Here is a 24,779-nt window from a genome sequence, read left to right as displayed (position 1 = left end):
CCGAGGTAGAAGGGGGCATGGACCCTGCCCTTCTGGAACGCCTGAACACGGATGTCGATCAGCTCGTCGTGCACCACGGATACACGAACCGCATGCGCGACTACGAGGTCGTCTTCGACGTGGGCCCCGGCGGCCCGCACGCCGGGACGCCGACCTTTCTGCGGTACCTCTTCCGGTACTGCGTCGAGGCCCGGTGCGAGACGTCCCAGTCCGCGGAGATCTGGCGGGCGTCTCTGGACGATCGTCTGCTCGACCTCGACACCGCCGACCCCGCCCTCGGCGCGTACGTGTGGGGCGTGAGGTTCCACGAGCTGTACGACATCCGGCTCCTCCCCGGGTCGGACGCCACCCGCCGCTGGACGGAGGCCGTCGGGATCGACTTCCACGAGGTCCGCATGGAGACGAACGCGCACGACCTGAACCTCCTCTTCTCGGATCTTGAGGTGAGTGAGGTCCCGGTCGGGTACGCGCCCTTCGTCGCGGGGGAGGATCTCGGTCCGTCCGGATCCGTCCCGCCCGGGGTCCCGTCCGGGGGTCCGTCCGCCGGTTCCTGAACGCCCGGGACGACGAGTCGTTGACCCTCGACCTGGTGGAGGGCCCAGAGTTCCGGACGTGGAGAGCGAGATGCGCAGCATTGGTGGGATGGCCCGGGAGAGCGGGCTGAGCGTGAGCGCCCTGCGGTTCTACGACGGTGCCGGGGTGCTGGTCCCGGCCCGGGTGGATCCGGTCAGTGGATACCGCTGGTACGGACCCGAGCAGCTGGAGGAGTCACGGCTGCTCGCACGGCTGCGCCGGGCGGGTATGCCGTTGGCGGACATCCGGCTGGTGCTGGCGGGCTGGTCCGGAGCCGACACCGACCTGGTGCGGAAGCTGCTGGAGGCACATCTGCGCCGTCTCGAACGGGGGCTGTCCGATGCCCGCACCGAGTTCTCCGCGCTCCGAGCTCTACTCGACCGCAGGGAGAATCCCATGACCGTGCTCCGCACCGACCCCGTCCGGCTGACCGTTTCCGCGCCCGAGCTGGCCGCGGCGTTGGACGCGGTCCGGTTCGCCGCCGGAACCGACCCGGAGCTGCCGATGCTCGGCGGTGTCCTGTTCGACATCGAGGGCGAGGTTCTTCACGTCGTGGCCACCGACCGGTACCGGATGGCTGTCGCGCGAGCCGGTGCCACCGGGTACGACGGGGCCCGTGTGCAGGCCGTCGTGCCGTCCCCGCTCGTCGACGCCATGCGGGCGCTGCTCGGCGACGACGCGTCCGTCCGGCTCACCGTGGACGGTGGCCGCGTGATCCTGGAGACGGGGGACCGGCAGGCGGCCGGCCAGTGCGTCGATCAGGGCTTCCCCGACTACCGTCGCCTCGTCCGCCTGCCTGCCGGGCTCCGTGCCCCCGTCGATGTCGCGGCGTTCCGGGAAGCGGTGGAAGCGGGGCCCGTACGCCCGAGTGAGGCGCGGGAGCAGGACGGTGTCTCCTTCGACCTCAGCGTGCTGGAGGTGGCGGCGGACGGCCGGGTGACCGTGTGCGAGGACGGTGACGGTGGCGGGAGCCGTGTCGCGGTCAACCGCGCGTTCCTCCTGGAGGCCCTCGCCGCCGGTTCCCCGGACCGGCTGATCCTGGAATTCGGTGCCCCCACGGCACCGTTGGCGATCCGCCGGACCGACACCGACGACACCTTTTCGATGCTGATGCCGGTCCGCCTGGAGAGCTGACCGCTGGACGGGCGTGCGCCCGCGCCCAAGCCGGGACCGGCGGCGACGGGCCCGCAGCACGGGACAGGCCCTACCCGGTCGCCTCCTGCTCCCAGCCCGCGAGGATGCGGACGGCCTCGTGGCCGAGGTGGGTGTCGGTGGACAGCCGGCGGAGCACCTCGGCCCGGCCCTCGCTCGGACCGGCTTCGCTGAGGGCGGCGAGGGCGTTGTCCCGTACGAGCGGGTCGGGGTCGCTCAGGACGGCTTCGGCCAGCGCCGCGTGCACGACGGAGTCGTCCGCGTACGAGCCCAGCGCCATCACCGCGTACTGCCGGACCAGGTCCTCGTCCGGGTGTTCGACGGCCGTGACGAGGACGGCACCCGCGAGGCGCCAGGTCTCCGGGTCGGACGGGGGCCAGAGCCGCAGCGGCTTCGTCGCCTCGACGCGGGCGAGGTCGTACGCCTCCTGATCGGCGACGACCTCGATGAGGAACGACAGGATGCCCGGATGGTCCGGCTCGGTGGAGAGCATGCCGCCGAGGTCGTAGACGATTTCCCGCCTGCGGTCGCTCTCCTGGGGCAGCGTTCCGTACTCCGCGATCAGCTTTTCCGTCCGGTTCATGGGATATGCGTTTCCCCGGACGCGATGTTCCACGCATGGGGCCGCGTCCCGGCACCCCGCTCCGTGGGTGAGCACGCGGTACGGGCCGGGCGGGCGCGTGGGCGGGCGAGGACCGGCGCGGCGGCACCGGGACGGCGTCCCGCCCCGGCCCGTCGTGCCGGTGGACGGAGCGCGGCCCGGCTTCTCCCCTCGTGGAAGCCGGACCGCGCGTTCACAGGAGGACCCCACCGACCGGTCAGGTCCGGCAGGTCCGGATGGCCGGGTCCGGCCGGTCAGTCCCACCAGAAGGACCAGGACTCGCGGTTCAGCAGGTGCTTCTCGGCGTACGCGTCGAGGTCGTACGGCGGGTTCTGGTCGATGGTGTCCGGGCAGAAGGCGTAGTGCTCGGCCGCGAGCGCCCGCGCCTCGGCGAGCGTGGTCGGCGGGCGGCCGACCGACACGGTCAGGGTGTCGAAGCCCAGTGCCACGACCCGGATGCCGAACCGGTCCTCCCAGGAGCGGAGCACCGCGCAGAGGCGGGCGACGTCGTCCTCGTGGTTGACCGGACCCGTCCAGCCGATGGCGGCGGGGATGTCCGCGCTGCGCCGCGCGGGTACGAGCGCCGGGCGCAGGCCTGTGCCGTCGCCGTCCAGGTGGAGGCTGCTGAGCATGTCGGCGAGACCGGCGGCCAGTTGATCGGGTTCGCCGGGACCCGCGGCGGCCGGGGACGGGGCCAGGCCGGGCCACTCGGGGCCGTCGGCGGTTTCCTCGCCGGCGTCGCCGGCTTCGTCTGCGGCGTACGGCTCCCAGAAGCTGAGGAGCACCTCCTCGGCGTCGTGGTCCCCCGGGTAGGAGACGCGTCCGGGATCGAGGTCCCAGGCCCCGGGCGGCTCCTGGCGCGGGCCCTCGTCGATCAGCACGGGCAGCAGCCCGACCGGTCGGCCGATGGCGCGCAGGGACGCGAAGCCGCCCGGGGTCGCCGCCGTGTTCCCGTACCAGAACAGAGGTTCGTGCCAGGGGCCGTCGATCGTGATGTCCACGAGAGAGCCGGACGGCAGATCCAGCCCATGGGAGGCAAGGGACGGGAGGGGGTTCGGAAGCGTCGCCATGCCGCAGACACTAAGGGGGACCACTGACAGAGTCGTCGCGGCGTTACTGACACCGTGCCTGACAGGGGGGCTCGGTACGGCCTGAAGTGCTCGAACACTCCTTTTTCTGGGCCCGGTTCGCGCGAGAATCCTTCGGCGGGGCATCCGCAGAGCCCCCGCCGCCGAAGAGGAGACATGGCCCCTCAACCGAAGCACCCCGAGCGCCCCGATCCGTCGAAGCGACCCGAGCGGTCCGGATCGGCGCGGCAGGGCGACCAGAAGCGCGAGAACGACCAGAGTGGCGCGGTCGGCCACGCCAACCCGGCCAAGCGGACCAAGACTTCGCGCCTCCCGGACGGCCGGCTGCTCATCGCGGACATCGACTTGGAGCTTCCCCCCGGCCGGAGCCCCCTCCAACGGGCCCTGCGTACAGCCGATATCAACCTCCCGCCGGCCCGGTCCAGGACGTCCGGAGCCACCCACCCGGGCGGTGCGGCCGTGGACGGAGCGGTCGTGGACACCGCTCCCGTGGACGCCCCTCCGGTGGACGGAGAAGCCGCCGAGGGGTGAACAGGCCCTCCCGTGCGCGCCGTTCAGTCCCCCTTCGGCGTCGTCGCGTACGTGAACGGGCCGACGACGCCGGCGCTGTGGTGGGCCGCCGCCTGGAGTGCCGCGGTGATGCGCTGCCGAGGTTTCAGGTCGAGCGCGCCTGTGGCGTGGAGCGCGCCGAGGGCGATGTCGTCCCCGCAACCGACCGCCGCGTACTGGTCGGAGGGTTCGCCGACCTGGTAGTCCGAGTGGATGGTGTAGAGCCGCCCGGCTATGCCGACGAGGAACGTGCCCGCCTGCTCCTGCTCGGACTCCTTGCGTGCCCAGCCGCCGTCCTTGAGGCAGGAGCGCAGCGCGTCGACGAACTTGGTGACCATGAAACGGTCCAGGTCACCGCTCGGGTGCGGTACCTCGAACGCGTACCGCAGGAGCTGTCCCATGCGGAACGACGAGGTGAACCCCATGACGTAGGGGCCGTTCCGGAACACCTTGAGGTCCCGGCGCACGGTGATCGAGAGACCGGCGACCCCTGCCGAGTCGCCGCCGAGGTGGACGCGGTTCTTGTGGACGAGCCCGACGATCACGGTCATACGGAGGCAACCTCACGAGGTGTTCGGAGCCGGAGCGGCCCCCGGGGCGGGAGCCGTGCGCGGTGGGCGGGACCCGGGCCGGTGGGCCCCGGGCGGCAAGGCGGATGCCGGTCGGCACCGGCTCCAGCCGGTGGCACGGGACGGGTGTCAGGAGATGCTGCCCGGGGTGGTGCCCGGCGAATCGCGGCCGGTGGCGCACTGGGGGGCGCACGAGGGGCGGGGAGTACGGGGCGCGTGCACGTACCCGACGCGCTCTCGTCGGGTTACGAGTGGGTGAGGTACGGGAGACCCGGGGGTCCCGGGGCCCCCGCCCGGCCGGTGTGTCCCCGGACCGGCCGGTGTGTCCCCGGACCGGCCGGGTGTGCCCCCGCCCCGGCCCGGCGGTCGAGCGGCGCCGGTACCGTCGCTCCCCCGCTCGTGGCCGCCGGGTCGCCCGTCGCCGCGTCCTCCTACGGTCGTGCCCGCGTCGGCAGGGTGAGAATCTCGGCTCCGTCCTCGGTGATGGCGATGGTGTGCTCGCTGTGCGCGGTCCGGCAGCCCGTGGCGCTGCGCAGCGTCCAGCCGTCGGCGTCGGTGACGAGTGTGGCGGTGTCGGCCATGATCCAGGGCTCCAGCGCGAGCAGCAGTCCGGGGCGCAGCTCGTATCCGCGGCCGGGCCGTCCGGTGTTGGCCACGTGCGGGTCCTGGTGCATGGTCGAGCCGATGCCGTGCCCTCCGAACTCGGTGTTGACCGGGTAACCCGCCTCGCCGAGTACCGTGCCGATGGCGTGGGAGAGGTCGCCGATGCGCGCCCCGGGCTTGGCGGCGGCGATGCCGGCGGCGAGCGCGCGTTCGGTCGTCTCGATCATCGCCACGCTCTTTGCGGGCCTGGCCTTGCCCACCAGGAAGCTGATCGCGGAGTCCGCGGCCACCCCGCCCTTGGCCACGGCGAGGTCGAGTGTCAGCAGGTCCCCGTCCGCCAGGGTGTAGTCGTGAGGCCGTCCGTGGAGCACCGCGTCGTTGACGGCCGTGCAGATGTAGTGCCCGAACGGGCCGCGCCCGAAGGAGGGCGCGTAGTCGACGTAGCAGGACTGCGCGCCCGCCTCGGTGATCATTTCCTTGGTCCACCGGTCGATCTGCAGCAGGTTCGTCCCGACCGTGCTGCGCCGTTTCAGCGTGTGCAGGATGTCTCCGACCAGGGCGCCGGTCTCTCTCGCCCGTTCCAGTCGCGCGGAGTTCAGGATCTCGATCATGGGGTCTCTCCCGTACGTCCAATAACTATACCGGTCTAACTATACCGGTATGAGAATGGGGATCCCGACAGGCCCACCGGGCCGCGTACGGCATCGCCAGTCCGGCGAGCACGAAGACGCCGCCGAGGGCCAGCCAGCCGGGAACGCCCCAGGCGATGCAGAACAGGCCCAGGACGGAGGGTGCGAGGGAGCTCGCCAGGCCGGTGCCGGTGGCGCCGAGTCCGGAGTACTGCCCCTGGGCGTGGGCCGGAGCCAGTCGGAAGCTCAGCTCGAACGAGGCGGCGGTGTACCACAGTTCGCCGACCGTGTGCACGACGACGCCGACGACGATCAGGGCGGTGGCGAGCCACGCCGGGGCCCCCGCCGCGAGCGCCACCGACGCCATGCCGAGCAGGAACGCCACTCCGGAACGGGCCGCGCCCCGGCCCGCCGAGGCGGTGTCGACGACCGACCGGCTCGCGCGTACCTGGAACGCCACCACGATCAGGGTGTTGATCACCGCGCACCCGCCCACCAGCCACTGCGGGGCCGCGCTGTGCCCGACGATCCACAGGGGCAGCGCGAACACCAGGACGTGCCCCTGGAGCGAGAGGACCGAGTCCAGCGCGGTGACCGCCACGTACGGACGGTCCTTCAGCACCTCCCAGCGACTCAAGGGTGGGACGCCGGTCCCGGACTCCTGCTGCCGGGACGGCGTCTGGTGCGGCAATCTGCCCACGAGGGCCGCGCAGAGCAGGAAGCTCAGGGCGTTGGCCAGCACCAGCGCCAGGTATGCGCCCCGGGTGTCCAGCTGCACCACCACGCCGGCCATGACCCCGCCGCAGGCCCCGGCCAGATTGGCAACGGCCCGCAGGTAGGACCGGTACTTCGTGGGCTCGGCCCCGGCGAGCCCACGCGTCAGCGGCCCCCGGGCGGCGGCGCCGGCCGAGGAGGCGAGCTGAGTGACGGTGATGACCAGCACGAACATGCCGAACGAGTGCACCAGCACCAGCACCGCCATCGCCACGGCCTGCACCAGCTGGATCACCCGATACGTCTCGCGGGGTCCGCGCAGGTCGGCCACCCGCCCCACCGGAACCCCGGCCGACAGGCCGACGAGGGCCGCCACTCCCATGCCCAGGCCGACCTGCGCCACCGACAGCCCGACCGAGCGGGTGAAGAAGAGCGCGGCGGCGGTCATGAAGAGGCCGTTGCCGATGGAGCTGATGAAGGTCGCCGCCGCGAGAGTCCGCCGGGGACCCGGCTCGGGCAGCAGCCCGCGCGTCACGAGCCCCGACCCCCGGGATCGGGCCGCCTGGTCCGGTACCGCTGGCGTGTCGGGACCGTCCGACGCCGGGCCGGATGCCCCGTCGGCTTCCACGCCGCGCGAAGTCCTCAAGTGTCTGTTCCCCTTCCTGCGGGCCTCGTGGCCGCCCCGGGACGATGCACCACGGCCCTCCCGCCGCGATAGCCGTGCCGACCTGGCGAAATGTCACATCTCCCAGGGGAACCGGGAGTCGCTCGCGGGGCGTTGTGACGAGTGACGGTGGGCCGGTTCGGTGACCGCTCCATCACGCTTCCACCCCGTATGACCGCCCCGGCGTCCCCACCGCGCTGTTCCGGCCCCGCCGGCCCCGCGTGTGGCGCGCCTCCCGGAGGGGTGAGGCGGACGCCGCCGCTCTGGTAGCGGAAGCGGCGGGCTGGTCCGCTTGCCGGGAATCGGATCGCCATCAACGGGGTTGGTGGTGGGAAAGCCGTTGTTGGAGGGGTCATGCGGGCGATTCAGGTGTACGAAGTGGGCGGTCCCGAGGTGCTGCGGGAGGCCGAGGTGGACCAGCCGCGGCCGGGTCCGGGCGAGGCGGTCGTGGAGGTCGCCGCGTCCGGGGTCAACTTCCTCGACGTCTATTACCGCGAAGGCCGCTACAGCCTCCCGCTGCCCTTCACCCCGGGCTCCGAGGGCGCCGGCACGGTCGTCGACGTCGGCCCCGGCGTCGACGACGTCGCAGTCGGGGACCGGGTCGGCTGGGTGGAGATTCCCGGCACGTATGCCGAGCGGGCCGTCGTGGACTCCTCCCGGCTGGTGCCGCTGCCCGACGACATCGGCTTCGAGACCGCCGCCGCCGTGCTCCTCCAGGGCATGACCGCGCACTATCTCGTCAAGGACGCCTACCCGGTTCAGGGGGGCGACACGGTGCTCGTGCATGCGGCTGCCGGTGGCATGGGGCTGCTCTTGACCCAGCTCATCACCCATCTCGGCGGCAGGGTGATCGGCACCACGTCGACCACGGCGAAGGCCGAGCTGGCGAAGCGTGCCGGGGCCGCCGAGGTGATCCTTTCCTCCGCGGTCGGCGATCTCGCGGCCGAGGTGAAGCGCCTCAACGGCGGTCAGGGACTGCCGGTCGTCTACGACGGCGTCGGCGCGCACACCTTCGACGCGAGCCTCGCCAGCCTGCGAACCCGCGGCCATCTCGTGCTCTTCGGCGCGGCAAGCGGTGCCGTGCCGCCGTTCGATCCGATTCGGCTCGCCCACGGCGGTTCGCTGACCCTGATCCGGCCCAGCCTCGGGGACTTCATCGCCGATCGGTCCGAACTGCTCCGACGGGCCGCCGATGTGTTCGAGTGGGTGCGCTCCAAGGCGCTTGAGGTCACCGTGACGGGCCGCTACGCGTTGTCCGAGGCCGCCCGGGCCCACAGCGATCTGGAGGCTCGGCGTACCACCGGCAAGCTGCTCGTCGTACCCGACGCGGCCGCTCTCGGACGCCGCGAGGAGACGCAGAGCTGATCGCGGGCGACGGGGTCGGGGGTCAGCGGGCCAAGATCAAGTGGTGGCGGGTTTCTGGCGTATCCGGGTCACGCCTCTGTCACCGGAAGCCGCTGTACCCGATGTTCCCCGGGGCCTGACATGCCGGGCGGGTACGGGTCACGGGCCGGGCGGCCCCGCCCGCGTAACGTTTCGGGCCACCCGCACCCGTACGCGGTACCCGTGCTCCGCACGCCGTGCCGCGTACCCCAGTCGATCCGCGAGGCCGCCGATGCGCAAGCTCATCCTGTCCATCTCCGTCTCCCTTGACGGGTTCTTCGAGGGGCCGGACCACGACATCGACTGGCACTTCGTGGACGAGGAGCTGCACCAGCACTTCAACGACGAGCTGGGGAGGATGGGCGCGTTCATCCACGGGCGGGTGACGTACGAGCTGATGGCCGAGTTCTGGCCCACGGCGGACGCCGACCCGGCGAACACGGGGACGGTGGCCGAATTCGCCGTCATCTGGCGGGACATGCCGAAGTACGTCTACTCCCGCACCCTCGACCAGGTCGGTTGGGGTTCCACCCTCGTGCGCGAGGTCGACCCCGACGCGATCCGCGCGCTGAAGGCGGAACCGGGCGGTGACCTGGTGGTCGGCGGACCGACGCTGGCGGACGCCTTCCGGCGGCACGGGCTCATCGACGAGTACCGGATCTACGTCCACCCCGTACTGATCGGGCGCGGCAGCCCCCTCTTCCGCGACACCGACGCCCGTACGAACCTGCGCCTCGTGGAGACCCGGCCGTTCGGCAGCGGGGTGGTGCTGCTGCGGTACGAGGCGGAGGGCGGCAGCACGGGCGCGGAGGGGCCTGCGAGCTGAGCCGTTCCGGGAACCCCCGCACCGCAGATCGTCGTCACAGGGCTCCGAACGCCTCCGTGACGGCCGTGCAGGTCGCTGCGAGGTCGTCGTCCGTGAGGCTGGCGGAGACGAACCAGCAGGCCATGGGGAAGGCGTTGGCGTGGATTCCGCGTTTGAGGAGTTCGTGGCGGAAGGCGTGCGACCGGGCCTGGTCGACGCGCAGCAGGTCGCGGTAGTTGCGGGTGGGCAGGCCGTCGGAGGTGAAGACGGTCTGGAACATGGCGCCGACGCCCTGGACCGAGCAGGGGATTCCCCGGTCGTGGGCGGCCTTCTGCGCCGTTTCCATCACTTGCCGGCCGGCGTCCTCGATGCGCTGGACGACGTCCGGGTCACCGAGTTGTCGCAAGGTCACCAGCGCGGCCGTCGCGCAGAGCGGCGAGGCGTTGTACGTGCCACCGTGCTTGACGCGTCCCGAAGCGAGTTCTTCCATGATCTCCCGGCGTCCGGCGAAGGCGGCGATGGGCAGTCCGCCCCCGAGGGCTTTGGAGAACACGGCGATGTCGGGCACGACGGCGAAGAGGGCCTGGGCGCCGCCGGGGCCGGTGCGGAACCCGGTGCAGACCTCGTCGAAGATCAGCACGATGCCCCGGGCGGTGCACTCCTCGCGGAGGGCTTCGAGGTATCCCGGCTCGGGCATGGTGCAGGCGTTGTTGGCGACGATCGGCTCGCAGATGACAGCGGCGAGAGCCCCGGCGTTGGCGTCGAGGACCATGCGCAGTGCGGCCGGGTCGTTCCACGGGCACACCACCACGTCGTCCACGACGCCGGCGGGGATTCCCGGGGAGTGGGGCACGGACCGTGGGGCTGTGCGAGGGCCTGCTTCGGCTTCGGTGGGGCGGTTCGAGATCGCCAGGGTGTCCGACCACCCGTGGTAGTGCCCTTCGAACTTCAGGATCCGTGAGCGTCCGGTGTGGCCGCGGGCCGCGCGTACGGCGCCCTGTACGGCCTCGCTGCCGGAGTTCGCGAAGCGGACGAGCTCCGCGCAGGGCACCATCCGGCAGATCGTCTCCGCCAGCTCGACCTCCGGGACGTTGCAGGTGCCGAACATCGTGCCGGTGTGCAGTACCCGGGTGAGGGCGTCCGTCAGCACGGGCGGGGCGTGGCCGAGGATCGCACTGCCGTAGGAGATGAGGTAGTCGACGTACTCGTTGCCGTCGACGTCCCGGATGCGGGAGCCCGCCCCGCTGGTGATGTAGAGCGGGTAGGGGTGCGGGCCCGTGGAGGTGAGACGGGAGGAGGAGCTGATCCCGCCCGCGAGTGACTGCTTGGCGCGTTCGAACCAGGATCGGCTGCCGTCCGTGCCGTGCAGGGCCTGTAAACGGTCATTCATGGTCGCTCCTGTTTGCTGGGTCGTGCCCGGGGACACGCTGTTGGATGTTCGTGCCCGTTGCTGCAGAGGGTGTTGGCGAAGGGGTGGTGCGGTGTGGTGAGGACTGCTGTGGTCACGGGAGCGGGCAGCGGCATCGGACGCGCCTGCGCCCTGGGCCTCCTGGCCGACGGATGGACGGTCGTGCTGACCGGCCGGCGGGAGGAGCGGCTGCAGGAATCGGCGCGCCTGGCCGACGCCTCCTGCCGCGCGCGTGCGGTGGTGCTGCCCGCGGACGTCACCGACCCGCAGTCGGTGGACGCGCTCTTCTCCGCGGTGGTGGAACGGTGGGGGCGGCTGGACCTGCTCTTCAACAACGCCGCCGACCTGATGCCGTACACGGCCACCGAAGACGTGGACGTGGCGGACTGGCACCGGGTCATGGACTCGGTCGCCACCGGAGCCTTCCTGTGCTCGCGAGCGGCCTTCCGGATCATGAAGACACAGACTCCCCGGGGCGGACGGATCATCAACAACGGTGCTCCCTCGGCGCAGATCCCGAGACCCGACTCGATCGCTTTCACCGCCGCCAAGCACGCCGTGGCGGGCATCACCCGCTCGCTCTCTCTCGACGGCCGCCGTTTCGACATCTCCTGCGGGCAGATCGACATCGGCAACGTGACTCCCGCCGACCGCCCCCAGCCCGCCGTCCGGCAGCCCGACGGCTCACTGCGGGTGGAGCCCACCATGGACGTCCGGCACGTGGTCGACACGTTCCGGGCCATGGCCGCCCTTCCGGTCGGGGTGAACATCCAGTCCGTCCTGGTGATGCCCAGCGCCATGCCCTACGTCGGCCGGGGGTAGGCCCGCCACGTAAGCCTTCAGGGTCCGGCCGGGTACCAGCAGACCGGCCCGCTCCCAGGCCAGCATCCGGTGCAGCCCGTCCAGGTGGATCAGCCCTTCCCGGACAGTCAGCCGTTCGTAGTCCGGACCTCCTACCGCCCGGGCGCTCAGGAACACCGCGGTGGGTACGGCGCGGGACTGGCGGTCCAACTTGTGTGCACACAGCGGGTTGGACCGGGTGTACGTGGCCCCGAGCGTCGTCAGCCGGGCGGCGGCGACCCGCACGGTGAGACCGGTTCTCGGGATCAGTTCGACGTCCCCTCCCTCGCCCAGATGCCAGGGCAGCACCACACCGCGGACTTCCGGTCCCTCCAGCAGCACTTCGTGCCAGCGGCCCTCCGAGAGGGTCTGCGCGTTGCGGATGTGGTGCTCCGCCTCGTCGTTGGAGTTGGCGGTGTCCCCGGGGCGGTACGGATGGTGCCGCCCGAAGTGGCTCAGTACCTCGTCGAAGGAGACGGCCTGGAGAATCCTCATGCCGCACGCCCGGCGCCATGCGATTCGTACGCGCTGAAGTGACGTTCCTCGAAGAGTTCCTGCCACCGTTCCTGCCCGTCCCGGAGCTTCCGGCCGGCTGCCAGTATCCGCCGCCAGTACGGTTTGACCGGAGGCCACAGCTCACCCGTACGGCAGTACGACGCGTCGATCAGGTAGCGGTCCGGCTCCCCGGACGCGGAGGCGTCCGTGGCGCGACGGGTGTGGAACAGCGCGGAGTGAAGGACCACGGCGGACCCCGGGGGCAGTTCGGTGATCAGTGACTCCCCGGGCAGGACCCCCGTCCCCAGATGGCTGCGGGCGTCCTTCTCCGCGACCTCGTGGTGCGAGCCGGGCAGCACGGCGAGAGCCCCCATGCCTGGCCGCAAGCCCTGGACGTAGTGGAGGACGTGAACCATCGGAAGCCGCCGATGGCGCTGGGGCCGCTGCTCGTAATCGTGGTGCCAGGGCTTGCCCGGAGCCCCGGGCGGGCGGCGGTCGCTGTGGAGGTGGTGGAACACGAAAGCAGGGCCGAGCAGGTTCTCGTTCTCCAACAGCTCCAGCAGCGGCGGGTAGGCGACCAACTCGCCGTGCGCCGCCATCTCCAGCTCGACCGCTTCCGGCTCCGGGGACCGTTCGGGGCATAAGCAGGCGTCGATGGACCGCTGCCTCAGACCCGAGTCCACCCAGTGATCGACCTCCCGTGTCAGGCGCCTCACGAACTCGGCGGGCAGCAGGCCCCGAAGGACCAGGAAGCCCTTTTCGTCGAACTCGTCGATCTGCGTTGCGGCATGCGAAGAGACGGTCACGCGGCTTGACCTCCGATGTACGCCGATGGGTGACCCGGGGGGTGGCACGGGTCGTGCCATCCATATCCCGGCCCCTCCGCGACCATGCCGACACGCAGCGGAATGGCCGGTCACCGGCGCCCGCGGTGTGACGCCGGTGTCTCGGAGAGGCGGAGAGGGTTTCCCGAAACGGGTGATGCACCGATGTCCGGCGGAGGACGGCCGGAATGCGCACCGGGGGACGGGAACCGGCCCGACGTGGGGTGGCCCCGGGGCCTTTCTCCGAGTCAGGCGGCGTCTTCGGACCGCCGCCGGTCGACCGGCGACGCCCTCACGAACGGGCGCATCGTCACGCCGGATGCGCCCCACCGGCCGACATCTACTGGATCGTGCCACGGGCTCCTACGCGGAAGCCGTGGCCGCGTAGGCGGCGAATGCGCTCCAACTACCGGTGGCGACGGTGAGGATGGGGCCCTCGGGGTTCTTGGAGTCGCGGATGTGGACGGCGGCGGGGTGGGCGGAGACCTCGACGCAGGCGCCGCCTTGTTCGCTGCTGTAGCTGGACTTCCGCCAAGAGAAAGCGACTTCTACACAAGCGCCGCCCTCGCTACCGCTGTAGCTGGATTTGAACCACATGTGTGCGGTGCTCATTGCTCTCCTAGCAGCCGGTCCAGCAGGCCCTTCGAGTCTTCCGCATTGAGAGCCTGCGTCCGCAGCATTGCATATTTCTGAGTGAGGATGCTGACCTCGTTCGCGTCGGCCACGAGTTGGCTACCCCGCTGGGTTTCGGTGTATCCCAGGTGCTGGAAGTCGGGCGTCTCCAGCAAGATGAACGGACCATCGAGTGCCGCGTGATCTGTCCGGCCCAGGGGCATAACCTGCAGGGTGACACCCGCGAGATCTGTGCAAGCGTGTAGGTGCTGAAGGGTCACGAAGTAGACCCTGTCACCGCCAAGACGATCTCGGACCACGGCTTCCGAAATGATGAAGCTCAGGGTGGGCGGGGAGTCGCGTTGCAGGATGTCCTGCCGGGCGATGCGAGTGGCAACCTGCTTCTCGATCTCCGTCGGGCTAAGGACGGGTACCTTGCTGCGGAACACCGCCCGCGCGTACTCCTCGGTCTGGAGCAACCCCGGCAGCACCTGGTTCTCGAACCACGACAGCGCCAGCGCCTCGCGTTCCAGGTCCATGTACTGCTCGGCCCAGGCCGGGATCAGGTCCACCTCCGGGAGGTTCTCCACCGCTGTCGCCAAGGCGCCCTTGGTGTCGAGTAGTTCGTCCAGGCGGTGTGCCAGGTCGGGGAGGAGGGCGCGTCTGCCCTGCTCGATCGAGGCGATCGTCTCGACCTGAACGCCGACGCTCGCCGCCAACTGGGTCTGGGTGAGGCCTGCCTCGATACGGAACAGGCTGACCAGTTTGCCGACGAGCTTCATGGCTGACGCATTCCTGCGCTGCCGATTCCTGGTGTGCATGCCCTCCCCATCCCCACGGGGACCCGTACGTCACGCGCGCGTGACCCGTACAAAAGATTTGTACGGGTGCGCGCACTGCATCAGCGTAGTCACCGAGGGTGACTCTGGCCCGGTGAACGAAACAAAAGAGACCACCTCTCGCCCCGTGCACCCCACGCTCCCCGTGCGTGCCAAGCCTGCCGCTGCTGTGCGTGAGATCTTTTTCTGGCGCCATCGGCGTTCGGTCACCGCTGTGAGGGAGTTCGTGCGGCGCGTCGCCCAGGAGTGGGGTTTCGGCGAGCGCGTTGACGATGTCGTGCTGTGCGCGAGCGAGTTGGCGACCAACGCCGTGCTGCACGGGGTGCCGGCCGGGCGGGGGTATCTCGTACGGATCGAGAGCATCGACGCCGAGGCCGGGTTGCGGATCGAGTTCCACGACAGCGGTGACGGCCCGGAGTCGGTCCGGGCCTCGGAGAGGGCGTGGCCCGAGGAGAGCGAGTCGGCCGACGAGTCCGGGCGCGGGCTGATCATCGTGAACGCGCTCGCCGACCGTTGGGGAGCCGTGGTGCGGCAGCCCGGGAAGATCGTCTGGTGCGAGTTCGCGAAGGGCACGGCACCCCGGTGACGTACGGCCGGATACGGCCCGGCGGGTGCCGGCTCGCGCCCGGCACCCGCCGTGTGGGTGACGCCGCCTCCACCGCTGCGGGGAGCAAGGCGGACGTAAGTCCCGTAGGAGAGTTCCTCAGAACGAGGTGGCGGTCTCGAAGTCGGACTGCCAGTAGGTGACCTGCGCGGAGCTGTCGATCCAGACGGACTTGCCGAGGGTGACGGTCACCTGACCGCCGCTGAAGTCACCGCCGTTGTCCTGGAAGTTCACCCGCAGCGCCTTCACGTCGAAGCCGCCTTCGCCGCTGCCGTCCGCGGCCGAGGTGCGCACGGAGGCGTACGCGGACTGGCCGGGCTCCAGCGCGATCACCGACTGGGGCACGCTGTTCTCGTCGTAGGCCATGACCGCCTGGGCGCCCTCGTAGCCGATGCCCGGGTAGCCGACGGCGTTGCAGGTCCTCGATCCGGTGTTCGTGACCGTCAGCAGGACGTGGTTGATCGGGCGGCTCAGGATGCTGCCCTTCACCTTGCTGTTCGTGCCGTCGCAGCTCGGGTAGTTGGGCGCTTCGTCGTCCGAGGAACTGCGGGACGAGCCGGCGGACGATCCCGTGGAGGAGCTGCCGGATCCCGAGGTGCCCGAACCGGAGGACTTGCCCGAGCCGGAAGCGGAACCCGAGGACTTCGAGCCCGAGGAGCCCGAGGAGCCGGCGGAGGTCGAGGTGTTCGCCTGGGTGGCGGTCGTGCCGTCCGTCGTGGCGGCGCCGGTGGCGGCCGGGTCCGGCAGCGGGGCGCCGTCGTCGGCGACGGCCGGGGACGAGGCGATGGCCCGGTCGATCGTGGCCCGGTCCTCCTCGCTGCAGGCCGTCAGGGAGAGCGCGCCGATCAGGGCGGCGACGCCGAAGACGGAGGCACGGGTGATACGGCGGGTGCGGAGCTGACGCATGATGAGTTTCCTCTTTCCGGAAATGCCTTGGGCGGAACGGGGCGCGCCGCTTGGGCGTCCCGAGGGTGAACCGGTGTGCTGGACAATGACGTGGTCGTCAGTGCCACAGGAGTGGGAGAGCCGCCGCGGAGACGGTGATCGGTACCCCTGTGGCCACGGCTCCGATGAGGCCTGCTCGGCCGGATTCGGGCATGACGACTCCGTGTGTGAGGTGGGTGGGTGTCTGCCGTTCGCGGTCGGCGACCCGGCATGGCCACATGTTGTCCGGCTCCTCGTCCCAGCGGCAATGGATCACGGCCGACCTGGGACGCCGGAACGCTGGAACGGCCTCTGACCTGCGGATATATGAGGTGCCTGGAACGCTCTTCCGGGACGGGAACGAGGGGGGAACTGTCGGGTGGGCACGGAAATCCAGGACTTCGCCGCAGCGCTGGCCGCGCTGAAGGAGCGGTCCGGCATGAGTTACGGGGCGCTGGCCAAGCGGCTCCACATGAGTACGTCCACGGTGCACCGCTACTGCAACGGCGACGCGGTTCCCCACGAGTTCGCGCCGGTCGAGCGACTGGCCAGGCTGTGCCGGGCGGCACCGGACGAGATGGTCGAGCTGCACCGGCAGTGGATTCTGGCGGACCAGGCGAAGAAGCAGGGTGGCGCGCGGAAGGAACAGGCGGCGCCGCCCGCACCCGCCGCTCCCACCACCCCCTCCTGGGCCCGGCCGGACGACGCGGAAGCGGAATCCGTGGCGGACGAGGAAGCGGAACCAGTTGCGACCCCGACCCCGGCCGTGGCTCCGGTTCCGACCCCGGCCCCGGCCTCGGCCATGGCCACGATTCCGGCCCCGGCCGCACCTGACGCCGATGAGCCGCTGGTGACGGGACGCCAGGGAGCGCCCGGTGGGCCCGGCGGATCCACCGGCCCCGGTGGTCCCGGTCGTCCGTGGTCCCGGCGTAGGCGCGTCCTGCTGGCCGCCGCCGTGGTGATCGCCCTCAGCGTGCCGTCCGTGCTCATCGCCCGTAACGTCGCGGGCGGCTCCGACGACGGCCGGAACACCGACGCGGTCGGGGCCACCGCCACCGCCGTACGGAACGCCTCGCCGAGCCCGTCCCCCAAGCCGTCGGCCAAGCCCACGGCGTCCCCGTCGGCGTCCGCGTCGGCGTCCGCGTCCGCCACCGCCTCCGGGCCGACCGCCACAGCGGGCCCGGCGAAGAAGGGGGCGGGGGCGGTGTCGTCGGACGGGGTTCCGCTGCGCGCCACCATCACCTCGTACAACTGGGATTCGCCCTGCGGGCAGTACACCCTGCTGGACGACGATCCGAACGACGTACCGCCTCCACCGTCCCCGCAGAGCAGCCGGGGCTGGGCGAAGTCGCTGGGCGGTGTGGATGGCGGCTCGCAGCTGCTGGAACTGACGCTCCAGGGCTCCTCGTCCGAGGCGGTCGTCGTCAGCGGCCTCCACGTGCGGGTCATGACGCGGAAGGCGCCGCTCGCCTGGAACGCCTTCTCGATGGCCGACGGATGCGGCAGCGCCATCACCCCGCAGAGCTTCGACATCGACCTGGACGACGACCAGCCGCGCACCAAGCCGGTCGCAGGGCAGCAGGGGGACGCCGTCGTCCCCGCGCAGGACTTCCCGTTCCGTACGAGCTCCACCGACGTCCAGGTCCTCAACCTCGACGCCCACGTGGAGGGGCACGACGTGTCCTGGTACCTGGAGCTCGACTGGACCAGCGGGGACCGGAGCGGCACTCTGCGCGTGGACGATCACGGCGAGCCGTTCCGCACGAGCAGCATCAAGGCCCGGCCCGAGTACATCTACTGGCAGGACAGGGCGCAGTGGATGGACAAGGACTACTCCGACCCGTCCATGGCGGACGAGGGGGAGTGACGAGGGCCGCTTCCGCTCCCTGGGATACGAGTGGAACATGAACTGACCGTGGGCCGTTCCCGAGGCCGTCGCACCTGAAGGGAGTCGGATCGCATGGCGGACGAAGCTGCTGAGTACCACTACGTGTGGGACGGTTCCGAGGAGGGCTGGGTCGTCCTCCGCACGAGGGTCGCGCTGGGCACCATCTTCAACACGCGTGATCGCCTCGCCCTCGTCATCGAGGACGACGCCGTGTACGCGCGGGTGATTCACCTCATGAGCGTGCACGGGCGGCCGTTCCTGGACACCCTCCCCCCGTGACCTGAATACCAATCTCTGTGGACAGCCCTCAGGCGGTCTCCTCGCCCTCCCGGAAGGTGACGATCGCCTCGCCGTTCTCCCGCGCCCATGCGGTGAGCATCCGGATGGGCTCCTCCAGGGTGCGCCCGAGATCGGTCAGGCTGTACTCCACGCGTGGCGGTGCCTCGGCGTACGCGTGCCGCTCGACGAGCCCGTTGGCCTGGAGGCGGCGCAGCGTCTGGGTCAGTACCTTGCGCGAAATGCCACCGCTCAGTTCGACCAACTCGCCGTGCCGCAGCGGGCCGTCGGTCAGCGCGAAGAGCGTGACCATGGACCATTTGCTCGCGATGATCTCCATGGCGAGGAGAGCGGGGCAGTCGGCGAGGAACAGGTTTCCGGGTCGCAGGCTCACACCCTGAAGGTTACCCGGAGGTTCCTGACGGTTGCCTATCGTCGTCGAGGTGCGCACGCCTCCTGCTCGCCCACCGCATGATCGGGGTGTCCCGTGTTCATCTCCCTCGCCGTCACAACTGTGGTCATGGCGGCCCTGCTTCTGGTCTCGGCCACCGCCAAGTCCCTGCGGACGCGCCACATCACCGAGCAGATGTCCACCCTCGGTGTGCCACAGAGCCTGATGGTGTTCCTGATAGCCGCCCAGATCGCGGGCGCGGCCGGTGCGGTCGCCGGACTTCGTTGGGGGCCCGTCGGAATCGCCGCCGCGATCGGCCTGACGCTCTACTTCGCCGGGGCCGTCGCCTCCCACCTGCGCGTCGGCGACCACAAGGGCTCGCTTCCGGCGGCGAGCCTCGCGGTGGCCTCCGTCGCCCTGATCGTGCTGCGTGCCGCCACCCTCTGAACCGCCGTGCCAGGCCACGCCGCCTCGCCTGTTGAGGACCGTACGGGAGTGACCCGGCGTATCGCGGGCAGCCGGAACGACGGCCGACCGCTCGTCCCCGGCCCCCGCCGGGGGCAGCGGGCCCCAGTCCTCGTCCTCCGGAAGGTGATCCATGACCAGCAGCACGCTCGACGCCGCGCCCTCCGGCAGCGGCGCGCCCGACCCCGTCGGCACGATCGACCCAGAGCTCTCCGCAGAGCGGGTCCAGCGTCTCAGACGGAGGCTGGAACGGCTGATCGGGATCGCCGCGACCGAGGGGAACGACCTGCTCCCGCTGCGGAACGGCGACGAGATATTCGGCGCGATGCTCGGGGCGATACGGGCAGCCGAGCACACCGTGGACATGATGACCTTCGTGTACTGGCGCGGGGACATCGCCCAGCGGTTCGCCGAGGCGCTCTCCGAACGCGCACGGGCCGGGGTCCGGGTACGGCTGCTGCTCGACGGGTTCGGCAGCCGGCTCATCGAGAAGGACCAGCTGGCGATGATGAGCGAGGCGGGCGTGCACGTCGCCTGGTTCCGCAAGCCGCTCTACCTCTCGCCGCTCAAGCAGAACCACCGCTGCCACCGCAAGGTCCTCGTCGTCGACGAGCGCACCGCCTTCACCGGAGGGGTCGGGATAGCCGAGGAGTGGTGCGGCGACGCGCGCGACGAACACGAGTGGCGGGACACCCACGTGCGGCTGCGCGGCCCCGCCGTCGACGGCCTCGCCGCCGCGTTCGCGCAGAACTGGGCCGAGTGCCACCCGGAACTCTTCGACGCCGAGGACCGGTTCGTGCCCGGCGCCCAGGAGGGCGACTCGATCGTGCAGGTGGTACGCGGCTCCGCCAGCTTCGGCTGGCAGGACATGCAGACCCTGATCCGGGTCGTCCTCGAATCCGCCGAGGAACGCGTCCGCCTCACCACCGCGTACTTCGCGCCCGACGCGTACTTCACCGAGCTGCTCTGCGCCGCCTCCCGTCGCGGTGTCGAGGTCGAGATCCTGCTCCCCGGCCCGCACACGGACAAGCGGGTCTGCCAGCTCGCCGGGCAGCGGTACTACGAGGACCTGACCGCGTGCGGCGTGAAGATCCACCAGTACCAGCCGACGATGATGCACACCAAGACCCTCACCGTGGACCGGGTCGCCGCCCTCATCGGCTCCACCAACTTCAACCGGCGCTCCCTCGACCACGACGAGGAGGTGATGCTCGCCGTGCTGGACCCCGAGTTCACCGCCGTGCTCGACGGCCACTTCGAGCAGGACCGCGCGCGGAGCGAACTGATCGACGGCCGCCGCTGGCGCCGCCGCTCGCTGACGCAGCGGGCCCGCGAGGCGTCGGTGTACCCGATCCGCCGGTTTCTCTGATCCCTGCCTGGCCCAGGTGTGGCACGTTCCGCGCGGGGCAGACGGAAGGCCCCAGCCGCCGTACACCCGGGCCGCCGCCCGCCCCGGGACGTACGTCACCTGAAGGGAGTGGCCCATGAGCGCGTTCGCCGACACTTCACGGGAAACGACGGCGGCGGTGATCACCGAACCCCTGCCCGATCTCCAGCTCCAGCTGCTGATCCAACTGCTCGACCGCGAACTCCGCTCCAGCCTGCCGCTGACCCTCACCATCGCCGGAGGCGTCCTGCACGGAGACGTCATCGGCCACGAGGAGTGGAAGGCCGAGTGGGCCCGGAGCCTGCGCCAGGTGGAGGGCGAGGGGGCGAACCTCCTCGCCGAGTTCCCCGAATCCGTCGACCAGGGACTCAGCGAGTTCGGGGCCGAGGAGGATCCGGGGCTGCCGCGCTGGATCCACCTGCGGGACGTCACCCTCAGCGTCGGCGGGGTGAGCCCGGTGCTGCTGCCCCTCTGGCGCGGCCGGCTCTCCGACGTGTCGGGATGGGCGCTGGGCCGGCCGCAGTAGAGGTGTCCGTCCCGCACCCATGCCGAAGGCCCGGCGGATCGGGTGATCCGCCGGGCCTTCGTACGTCAGGTGCCGTCAGGCGCCGGTGACCGTCAGAGGCGCTCGGGCGTCCGGATGCCCAGCAGCTCCATGCCCGTGTGGAGGGTGCGGGCGGTCAGCTCCACGAGGAAGAGCCTGTTCTCGACGACCTCGGGGGCGTTGTCGTCGCTGAGGACCTGGCACTGGTCGTAGAACGTGGTCAGGTGCGACGCCAGCTGGTAGAGGTACGCGGCCAGCTTGTGGGGCTCGTACCCCGCAGCGACCTCGGCCAGCGTCTCGCCGAACCGGTCCAGGTGCAGGCCGAGCGCGCGCTCCGCCGGGGCCAGCTCAAGCTCCGGGTGGGCGACGGGCTTCGCGTCCCCGGCCTTGCGGAGGATCGAGCGGATACGGGCGTAGGCGTACTGGAGGTAGACCGAGGTGTCGCCGTTGAGCGAGACCATCTGGTCCAGGTCGAACTTGTAGTCGCGCACGGCGGACGTGGACAGGTCGGCGTACTTCACCGCGCCGACGCCGACGAACCGGCCGTTCTCGACGATCTCCTCCTCGGTCAGGCCCACCTTCTCGGCCTTCTCCCGCACCACCGCCGTCGCCCGGGAGACCGCCTCGTCCAGGAGGTCCTCCAGTCGGACCGTGACGCCCTCACGGGTCTTGAACGGCTTGCCGTCCTTGCCGAGGACCGTGCCGAAGGCCAGCTGGTGCGCCGTGACGTCCTCGCCGAGCCAGCCGGCCCGGCGGGCGGTCTCGAAGACCATCTTGAAGTGCAGCGACTGCCGGGCGTCCACCACGTAGAGGAGGGTGTTCGCCTTGAGGTTCTGCACCCGGTCCCGGATCGCGGAGAGGTCGGTCGCCGCGTAGCCGTAACCGCCGTTGGTCTTCTTGACGATCAGCGGGACCTGGTTGCCGTCCGGGCCCTTCACGTCCTCGAAGAAGACGCAGAGCGCACCCTCGGAGCGCACGGCGACGCCGGTCTCCTCCAGGATGCGGCAGGTCTCCTCAAGCATGTCGTTGTAGCCCGACTCGCCGACGATGTCCGGGTCGGAGATCTCCATGTCGAGCTTGTCGAAAACGGAGTAGAAGTAGACCTTCGACTCGTCCACGAACCGCTGCCACATGGCGAGCGTCTCCGGGTCCCCGGCCTGGAGGGCGACCACCCGGTCCCGGGCGCGGGCCTTGAACTCCTCGTCGGAGTCGAAGAGCACGCGGGACGCCTTGTAGAGCCGGTTCAGCGAGGACATCGCGGCCTCGCCCGCGGACTCCGCGTCGCTGCCGGCGGTGTCGTGGCCCAGCTGGTCCGGGTGCTCGACGAGGTACTGGATGAGCATGCCGAACTGGGTGCCCCAGTCGCCGATGTGATGGCGCCGGACCACGGACTCGCCGGTGAACTCCAGGATGCGCACCATCGCGTCGCCGATGACCGCCGACCGCAGGTGGCCGACGTGCATCTCCTTGGCGACGTTCGGCTGGGCGTAGTCGATGACCGTGGTGCCCGCGTCCGCGGCGGTCGGCACGCCGAGGCGGCCCTCGGCGTCGGCGGCCCGCGCGGCCAGCGTCGTGAGGATCGCCCGGTCGGTGAGGGTGACGTTCAGGAAGCCGGGGCCGGAGACCTCGATCTCCTTGATCAGCTCACCCGCCGGGATGGCTGCCGTGACCTGCGACGCCAGCTCGCGGGGGTTGCCCTTGAGCTTCTTGGCCAGCGCGAGGATGCCGTTGGCCTGGAAGTCGGCCCGGTCGCTTCGTCGCAGCAGCGGGTCGGCGGCGCCGGCGTCGGGCAGTGCTGCCGTCAGGGCGTCCGCCAGCTGCTGCTGGAGCGTGGAAGCGAGGGAAGGGACCGAGGCCATGTGCCGGCTGCCGTTTCCGTAGGGGGTAATGGGTTTCCCCCAAGTATCCCACGGGCCGTGGGCACGTTCGCAAAGCCATTTGAGTCGCCCTCGCAAAGCCATTTTCGCGCTCCGCCCCGCACCTGGGAGAATGACAGGGCCCCCGAAAGATTCCTGTACGAGAGAAGGGCGTGCCGACCGTGGCCGAGAGTCAGACAAGCACCGAGACCGACTGGGTCTCCCGCTTCGCGGACGATGTCATCGCCGAATCGGAGCGTCGCGCGCCTGGCAAACCGGTCGTCGTCGCGTCCGGCCTGTCCCCGTCCGGCCCGATCCACCTCGGCAACCTCCGCGAGGTCATGACCCCGCACCTGGTCGCCGACGAGATCCGCCGCCGCGGGTACGAGGTCCGCCACCTGATCTCGTGGGACGACTACGACCGGTACCGCAAGGTCCCGAACGGCGTCCCCGGCATCGACGCGTCCTGGGCCGAGCACATCGGCAAGCCGCTGACCTCGGTGCCCGCCCCGGCCGGGTCCGCGTACCCGAACTGGGCCGAGCACTTCAAGGCCGCCATGACCGAGGCACTGGCCGAGCTGGGCGTCGAGTACGACCCGATCAGCCAGACCGAGCAGTACACCGCCGGTGTCTACCGCGAGCAGATCCTGCACGCGATGAGGCACCGCGCGGACATCGACGCCGTCCTCGACCGGTACCGGACGAAGAAGGACCCGGCCGCCGCGGGCAAGGGCAAGCAGCAGCAGAAGAAGGTCGACGAGGCCGAGCTGGAGGCCGCCGAGGGCTCCGGCGCCGCCGCCGAGGACGACGGCGGCGGCAGCTCCGCCGGGTACTTCCCGTACAAGCCGTACTGCGGCAACTGCGGCAAGGACCTCACCGTCGTCACCTCCTACGACGACGACTCCACCGAGCTGAACTACACCTGCTCGGAGTGCGGCTTCGCCGAGACCGTGCGGCTCAACGAGTTCAACCGCGGCAAGCTGGTCTGGAAGGTCGACTGGCCGATGCGCTGGGCGTACGAGGGCGTGATCTTCGAGCCCAGCGGCGTGGACCACTCCTCGCCGGGCTCGTCGTTCGTCGTCGGCGGCCAGATCGTCCGCGAGATCTTCGACGGCGTCCAGCCGATCGGCCCGATGTACGCGTTCGTCGGGATCTCCGGCATGGCGAAGATGTCCTCCTCCAAGGGCGGGGTGCCGACCCCGGCCGACGCCCTGAAGATCATGGAGGCGCCGCTGCTGCGCTGGCTGTACGCCCGCCGCAGGCCCAACCAGTCCTTCAAGATCGCCTTCGACCAGGAGATCAACCGGCTCTACGACGAGTGGGACTCTCTGGAGCGCAAGGTCGCCGAGGGCACCGCGCTGCCGGCCGACCTCGCCGCCCACGGGCGCGCCGTCCGCACGGCCGCCGGTGAGCTGCCGAGCACCCCGCGCCCGCTGCCGTACCGCACGCTGGCCTCCGTCGCCGACATCACCGCCGGCGCCGACGACCAGACCCTGCGCATCCTCAGCGAGCTCGACCCCCAGAACCCGCTCACCTCGCTCGACGCGGTGCGCCCCCGCCTCGACCGCGCCGAGAACTGGATCACCACCCAGGTCCCGGCCGAGGCCCGCACCATCGTCCGCGCCGAGCCCGACGCCGAGCTCCTCGGTTCGCTGGACGAGCAGGGGCGCGAGTCGCTGCGCCTGCTGCTGGAGGGCCTGGACGGCCACTGGTCGCTGGACGGGCTCACCACGCTCGTCTACGGCGTGCCGAAGGTGCTGGCCGGCCTTGAGCCGGACGCCAAGCCGACGCCCGAACTCAAGGTGGCCCAGCGGTCGTTCTTCGCCCTGCTCTACCGCCTGCTCGTGAGCCGGGACACCGGCCCGCGCCTGCCCACCCTGCTCCTCGCCGTCGGCGCGGACCGGGTGCGGGTGCTGCTGGGGGCGTAATCGCCCGCAGTACGACGGAAGGGGCCGCCGCCCGGAGTGATCCGGGCTGCGGCCCCTTTTCCCCACGGGGCTGCGGGCGCTCTTCCCGTTGACGCGGTGATCCCCACAGGCGTTCGATACGGCGGAGAGCGGACCGCGCGCACGGTGCGACGCTCGGGAAACGGCCTC

The 24,779-nt window shown here is 70.8% G+C and carries 24 protein-coding genes and 2 pseudogenes; 13 read left to right on the top strand and 13 right to left on the bottom strand.

The features are described from left to right. Window positions 1-17: 17 nt before the first annotated feature. Window positions 18-479: pseudogene (locus tag OHT52_RS11935) on the top strand (YxiG-like protein); the annotation flags it as partial. 145 nt (window positions 480-624) lie between these two features. Further along, a complete protein-coding gene (locus OHT52_RS11930) occupies window positions 625-1,707 on the top strand; it encodes a DNA polymerase III subunit beta family protein (protein ID WP_328720123.1) in 1,083 nt (360 codons plus the stop codon). Window positions 1,708-1,777: 70 nt separating this feature from the next. Here the strand turns inward: OHT52_RS11930 and OHT52_RS11925 are convergent, their stop codons facing one another. Together OHT52_RS11925 and OHT52_RS11920 are read right to left on the bottom strand one after the other, a co-directional pair. Then, window positions 1,778-2,308, bottom strand: a complete 531-nt coding sequence (locus OHT52_RS11925) for a HEAT repeat domain-containing protein (protein ID WP_328720122.1) — start codon at window positions 2,306-2,308, stop codon at window positions 1,778-1,780. Between the two features lie 272 nt (window positions 2,309-2,580). Next, the gene (locus tag OHT52_RS11920) at window positions 2,581-3,396 is read right to left on the bottom strand and encodes a DUF4253 domain-containing protein (protein WP_328720121.1); all 816 of its coding nucleotides are present in this window, start codon (window positions 3,394-3,396) and stop codon (window positions 2,581-2,583) included. Between the two features lie 174 nt (window positions 3,397-3,570). Between OHT52_RS11920 and OHT52_RS11915 the strand changes: the two genes are divergently transcribed. Beyond that, window positions 3,571-3,945, top strand: coding sequence for a hypothetical protein (locus tag OHT52_RS11915; protein WP_328720120.1), 375 nt, complete (start codon window positions 3,571-3,573; stop codon window positions 3,943-3,945). A 23-nt stretch (window positions 3,946-3,968) separates the two neighbouring features. Here OHT52_RS11915 and OHT52_RS11910 read toward each other — a convergent pair whose 3' ends face one another. The 3 genes from OHT52_RS11910 to OHT52_RS11900 form a co-directional block, all read right to left on the bottom strand. Then, window positions 3,969-4,514, bottom strand: a complete 546-nt coding sequence (locus OHT52_RS11910; RefSeq protein ID WP_328720119.1) for a hypothetical protein — start codon at window positions 4,512-4,514, stop codon at window positions 3,969-3,971. 449 nt (window positions 4,515-4,963) lie between these two features. Next, window positions 4,964-5,746 (bottom strand): type I methionyl aminopeptidase, encoded by a 783-nt coding sequence (map, locus tag OHT52_RS11905; RefSeq protein WP_328720118.1) that lies wholly within the window; start codon window positions 5,744-5,746, stop codon window positions 4,964-4,966. 25 nt (window positions 5,747-5,771) lie between these two features. Further along, window positions 5,772-7,013, bottom strand: a complete 1,242-nt coding sequence (locus OHT52_RS11900; RefSeq protein ID WP_328720117.1) for an MFS transporter — start codon at window positions 7,011-7,013, stop codon at window positions 5,772-5,774. Window positions 7,014-7,496: 483 nt separating this feature from the next. Here OHT52_RS11900 and OHT52_RS11895 point away from each other — a divergent pair, with 483 nt between their 5' ends. Beyond that, window positions 7,497-8,507 carry a quinone oxidoreductase family protein gene (locus tag OHT52_RS11895; RefSeq protein WP_328720116.1) on the top strand — a complete coding sequence of 337 codons (1,011 nt, stop codon included), beginning with the start codon at window positions 7,497-7,499 and terminating at the stop codon, window positions 8,505-8,507. Window positions 8,508-8,757: 250 nt separating this feature from the next. Then, on the top strand, window positions 8,758-9,351 hold the full coding sequence (locus OHT52_RS11890; protein ID WP_328720115.1) for a dihydrofolate reductase family protein: 594 nt from the start codon (window positions 8,758-8,760) through the stop codon (window positions 9,349-9,351). Between the two features lie 34 nt (window positions 9,352-9,385). On the opposite strand, the gene OHT52_RS11885 is transcribed toward OHT52_RS11890, so the two are convergent. Then, on the bottom strand, window positions 9,386-10,720 hold the full coding sequence (locus tag OHT52_RS11885; protein WP_328720114.1) for an aspartate aminotransferase family protein: 1,335 nt from the start codon (window positions 10,718-10,720) through the stop codon (window positions 9,386-9,388). A gap of 93 nt (window positions 10,721-10,813) precedes the next feature. Here OHT52_RS11885 and OHT52_RS11880 point away from each other — a divergent pair, with 93 nt between their 5' ends. Next, complete coding sequence (locus OHT52_RS11880; RefSeq protein ID WP_328720113.1) at window positions 10,814-11,560, top strand: SDR family oxidoreductase; 747 nt, start codon at window positions 10,814-10,816, stop codon at window positions 11,558-11,560. 36 nt (window positions 11,561-11,596) lie between these two features. Here OHT52_RS11880 and OHT52_RS11875 read toward each other — a convergent pair. The 4 genes and pseudogenes from OHT52_RS11875 to OHT52_RS11860 form a co-directional block, all read right to left on the bottom strand. After that, window positions 11,597-12,073, bottom strand: a pseudogene (locus OHT52_RS11875) (DUF6309 family protein); the annotation flags it as partial. Beyond that, window positions 12,070-12,879: a phytanoyl-CoA dioxygenase family protein gene (locus OHT52_RS11870; RefSeq protein ID WP_328720112.1), complete on the bottom strand. Its 810-nt coding sequence runs from the start codon at window positions 12,877-12,879 to the stop codon at window positions 12,070-12,072. The gene OHT52_RS11870 and the pseudogene OHT52_RS11875, both read right to left, overlap by 4 nt. Before the next feature lie 381 nt (window positions 12,880-13,260). Continuing rightward, window positions 13,261-13,509, bottom strand: a complete 249-nt coding sequence (locus OHT52_RS11865; RefSeq protein WP_328720111.1) for a DUF397 domain-containing protein — start codon at window positions 13,507-13,509, stop codon at window positions 13,261-13,263. Further along, window positions 13,506-14,291, bottom strand: coding sequence for a helix-turn-helix domain-containing protein (locus OHT52_RS11860; protein ID WP_328720110.1), 786 nt, complete (start codon window positions 14,289-14,291; stop codon window positions 13,506-13,508). Before OHT52_RS11860 ends, OHT52_RS11865 begins: the two co-directional genes overlap by 4 nt. A gap of 184 nt (window positions 14,292-14,475) precedes the next feature. Here OHT52_RS11860 and OHT52_RS11855 point away from each other — a divergent pair, with 184 nt between their 5' ends. Continuing rightward, window positions 14,476-14,934, top strand: a complete 459-nt coding sequence (locus OHT52_RS11855) for an ATP-binding protein (protein WP_443046784.1) — start codon at window positions 14,476-14,478, stop codon at window positions 14,932-14,934. A gap of 117 nt (window positions 14,935-15,051) precedes the next feature. On the opposite strand, the gene OHT52_RS11850 is transcribed toward OHT52_RS11855, so the two are convergent. Then, complete coding sequence (locus OHT52_RS11850) at window positions 15,052-15,858, bottom strand: DUF4232 domain-containing protein (RefSeq protein ID WP_328720108.1); 807 nt, start codon at window positions 15,856-15,858, stop codon at window positions 15,052-15,054. A gap of 397 nt (window positions 15,859-16,255) precedes the next feature. Between OHT52_RS11850 and OHT52_RS11845 the strand changes: the two genes are divergently transcribed. Together OHT52_RS11845 and OHT52_RS11840 are read left to right on the top strand one after the other, a co-directional pair. After that, complete coding sequence (locus OHT52_RS11845) at window positions 16,256-17,743, top strand: helix-turn-helix domain-containing protein (protein ID WP_328720107.1); 1,488 nt, start codon at window positions 16,256-16,258, stop codon at window positions 17,741-17,743. A 93-nt stretch (window positions 17,744-17,836) separates the two neighbouring features. Beyond that, window positions 17,837-18,043 (top strand): hypothetical protein, encoded by a 207-nt coding sequence (locus OHT52_RS11840; protein WP_328720106.1) that lies wholly within the window; start codon window positions 17,837-17,839, stop codon window positions 18,041-18,043. A 28-nt stretch (window positions 18,044-18,071) separates the two neighbouring features. On the opposite strand, the gene OHT52_RS11835 is transcribed toward OHT52_RS11840, so the two are convergent. Continuing rightward, a complete protein-coding gene (locus OHT52_RS11835) occupies window positions 18,072-18,380 on the bottom strand; it encodes a winged helix-turn-helix transcriptional regulator (protein ID WP_328723705.1) in 309 nt (102 codons plus the stop codon). A gap of 147 nt (window positions 18,381-18,527) precedes the next feature. Here OHT52_RS11835 and OHT52_RS11830 point away from each other — a divergent pair, with 147 nt between their 5' ends. From OHT52_RS11830 to OHT52_RS11820, 3 genes are all read left to right on the top strand, one after another. Beyond that, window positions 18,528-18,878 (top strand): DoxX family protein, encoded by a 351-nt coding sequence (locus tag OHT52_RS11830; RefSeq protein WP_328720105.1) that lies wholly within the window; start codon window positions 18,528-18,530, stop codon window positions 18,876-18,878. Window positions 18,879-19,029: 151 nt separating this feature from the next. Next, entirely contained in the window at window positions 19,030-20,265 is a 1,236-nt protein-coding gene (locus OHT52_RS11825; RefSeq protein WP_328720104.1) for a phospholipase D-like domain-containing protein, read from the top strand. 115 nt (window positions 20,266-20,380) lie between these two features. Further along, a complete protein-coding gene (locus OHT52_RS11820; protein WP_328720103.1) occupies window positions 20,381-20,809 on the top strand; it encodes a hypothetical protein in 429 nt (142 codons plus the stop codon). A 92-nt stretch (window positions 20,810-20,901) separates the two neighbouring features. Here OHT52_RS11820 and argS read toward each other — a convergent pair whose 3' ends face one another. Beyond that, the gene (argS, locus tag OHT52_RS11815) at window positions 20,902-22,686 is read right to left on the bottom strand and encodes an arginine--tRNA ligase (protein WP_328720102.1); all 1,785 of its coding nucleotides are present in this window, start codon (window positions 22,684-22,686) and stop codon (window positions 20,902-20,904) included. A 170-nt stretch (window positions 22,687-22,856) separates the two neighbouring features. On the opposite strand from argS, the gene lysS reads away from it, so the two are divergent. Further along, window positions 22,857-24,611, top strand: a complete 1,755-nt coding sequence (gene lysS / locus OHT52_RS11810) for a lysine--tRNA ligase (RefSeq protein ID WP_328720101.1) — start codon at window positions 22,857-22,859, stop codon at window positions 24,609-24,611. The last annotated feature ends 168 nt before the right edge of the window (window positions 24,612-24,779 follow it).

The sequence above is a fragment of the Streptomyces sp. NBC_00247 genome, from assembly GCF_036188265.1.
Classification (GTDB): domain Bacteria; phylum Actinomycetota; class Actinomycetes; order Streptomycetales; family Streptomycetaceae; genus Streptomyces.
Note: the sequence above shows the minus strand (reverse complement) of the source record. Positions and strands in the feature narration are given on the sequence as shown.

Bases quoted from the DNA above. Each gene is read 5' to 3' on its own strand.
- OHT52_RS11865 (WP_328720111.1), bottom strand. From the start codon at position 13,509: ATGAGCACCGCACACATGTGGTTCAAATCCAGCTACAGCGGTAGCGAG.
- OHT52_RS11885 (WP_328720114.1), bottom strand. From the start codon at position 10,720: ATGAATGACCGTTTACAGGCCCTGCACGGCACGGACGGCAGCCGATCC.
- OHT52_RS11910 (WP_328720119.1), bottom strand. From the start codon at position 4,514: ATGACCGTGATCGTCGGGCTCGTCCACAAGAACCGCGTCCACCTCGGC.
- OHT52_RS11915 (WP_328720120.1), top strand. From the start codon at position 3,571: ATGGCCCCTCAACCGAAGCACCCCGAGCGCCCCGATCCGTCGAAGCGA.
- OHT52_RS11820 (WP_328720103.1), top strand. From the start codon at position 20,381: ATGAGCGCGTTCGCCGACACTTCACGGGAAACGACGGCGGCGGTGATC.
- map (WP_328720118.1), bottom strand. From the start codon at position 5,746: ATGATCGAGATCCTGAACTCCGCGCGACTGGAACGGGCGAGAGAGACC.
- argS (WP_328720102.1), bottom strand. From the start codon at position 22,686: ATGGCCTCGGTCCCTTCCCTCGCTTCCACGCTCCAGCAGCAGCTGGCG.
- OHT52_RS11895 (WP_328720116.1), top strand. From the start codon at position 7,497: ATGCGGGCGATTCAGGTGTACGAAGTGGGCGGTCCCGAGGTGCTGCGG.
- OHT52_RS11930 (WP_328720123.1), top strand. From the start codon at position 625: ATGCGCAGCATTGGTGGGATGGCCCGGGAGAGCGGGCTGAGCGTGAGC.
- OHT52_RS11860 (WP_328720110.1), bottom strand. From the start codon at position 14,291: ATGAAGCTCGTCGGCAAACTGGTCAGCCTGTTCCGTATCGAGGCAGGC.
- OHT52_RS11835 (WP_328723705.1), bottom strand. From the start codon at position 18,380: ATGGAGATCATCGCGAGCAAATGGTCCATGGTCACGCTCTTCGCGCTG.
- OHT52_RS11850 (WP_328720108.1), bottom strand. From the start codon at position 15,858: ATGCGTCAGCTCCGCACCCGCCGTATCACCCGTGCCTCCGTCTTCGGC.
- OHT52_RS11840 (WP_328720106.1), top strand. From the start codon at position 17,837: ATGGCGGACGAAGCTGCTGAGTACCACTACGTGTGGGACGGTTCCGAG.
- OHT52_RS11920 (WP_328720121.1), bottom strand. From the start codon at position 3,396: ATGGCGACGCTTCCGAACCCCCTCCCGTCCCTTGCCTCCCATGGGCTG.
- OHT52_RS11925 (WP_328720122.1), bottom strand. From the start codon at position 2,308: ATGAACCGGACGGAAAAGCTGATCGCGGAGTACGGAACGCTGCCCCAG.
- OHT52_RS11890 (WP_328720115.1), top strand. From the start codon at position 8,758: ATGCGCAAGCTCATCCTGTCCATCTCCGTCTCCCTTGACGGGTTCTTC.
- OHT52_RS11825 (WP_328720104.1), top strand. From the start codon at position 19,030: ATGACCAGCAGCACGCTCGACGCCGCGCCCTCCGGCAGCGGCGCGCCC.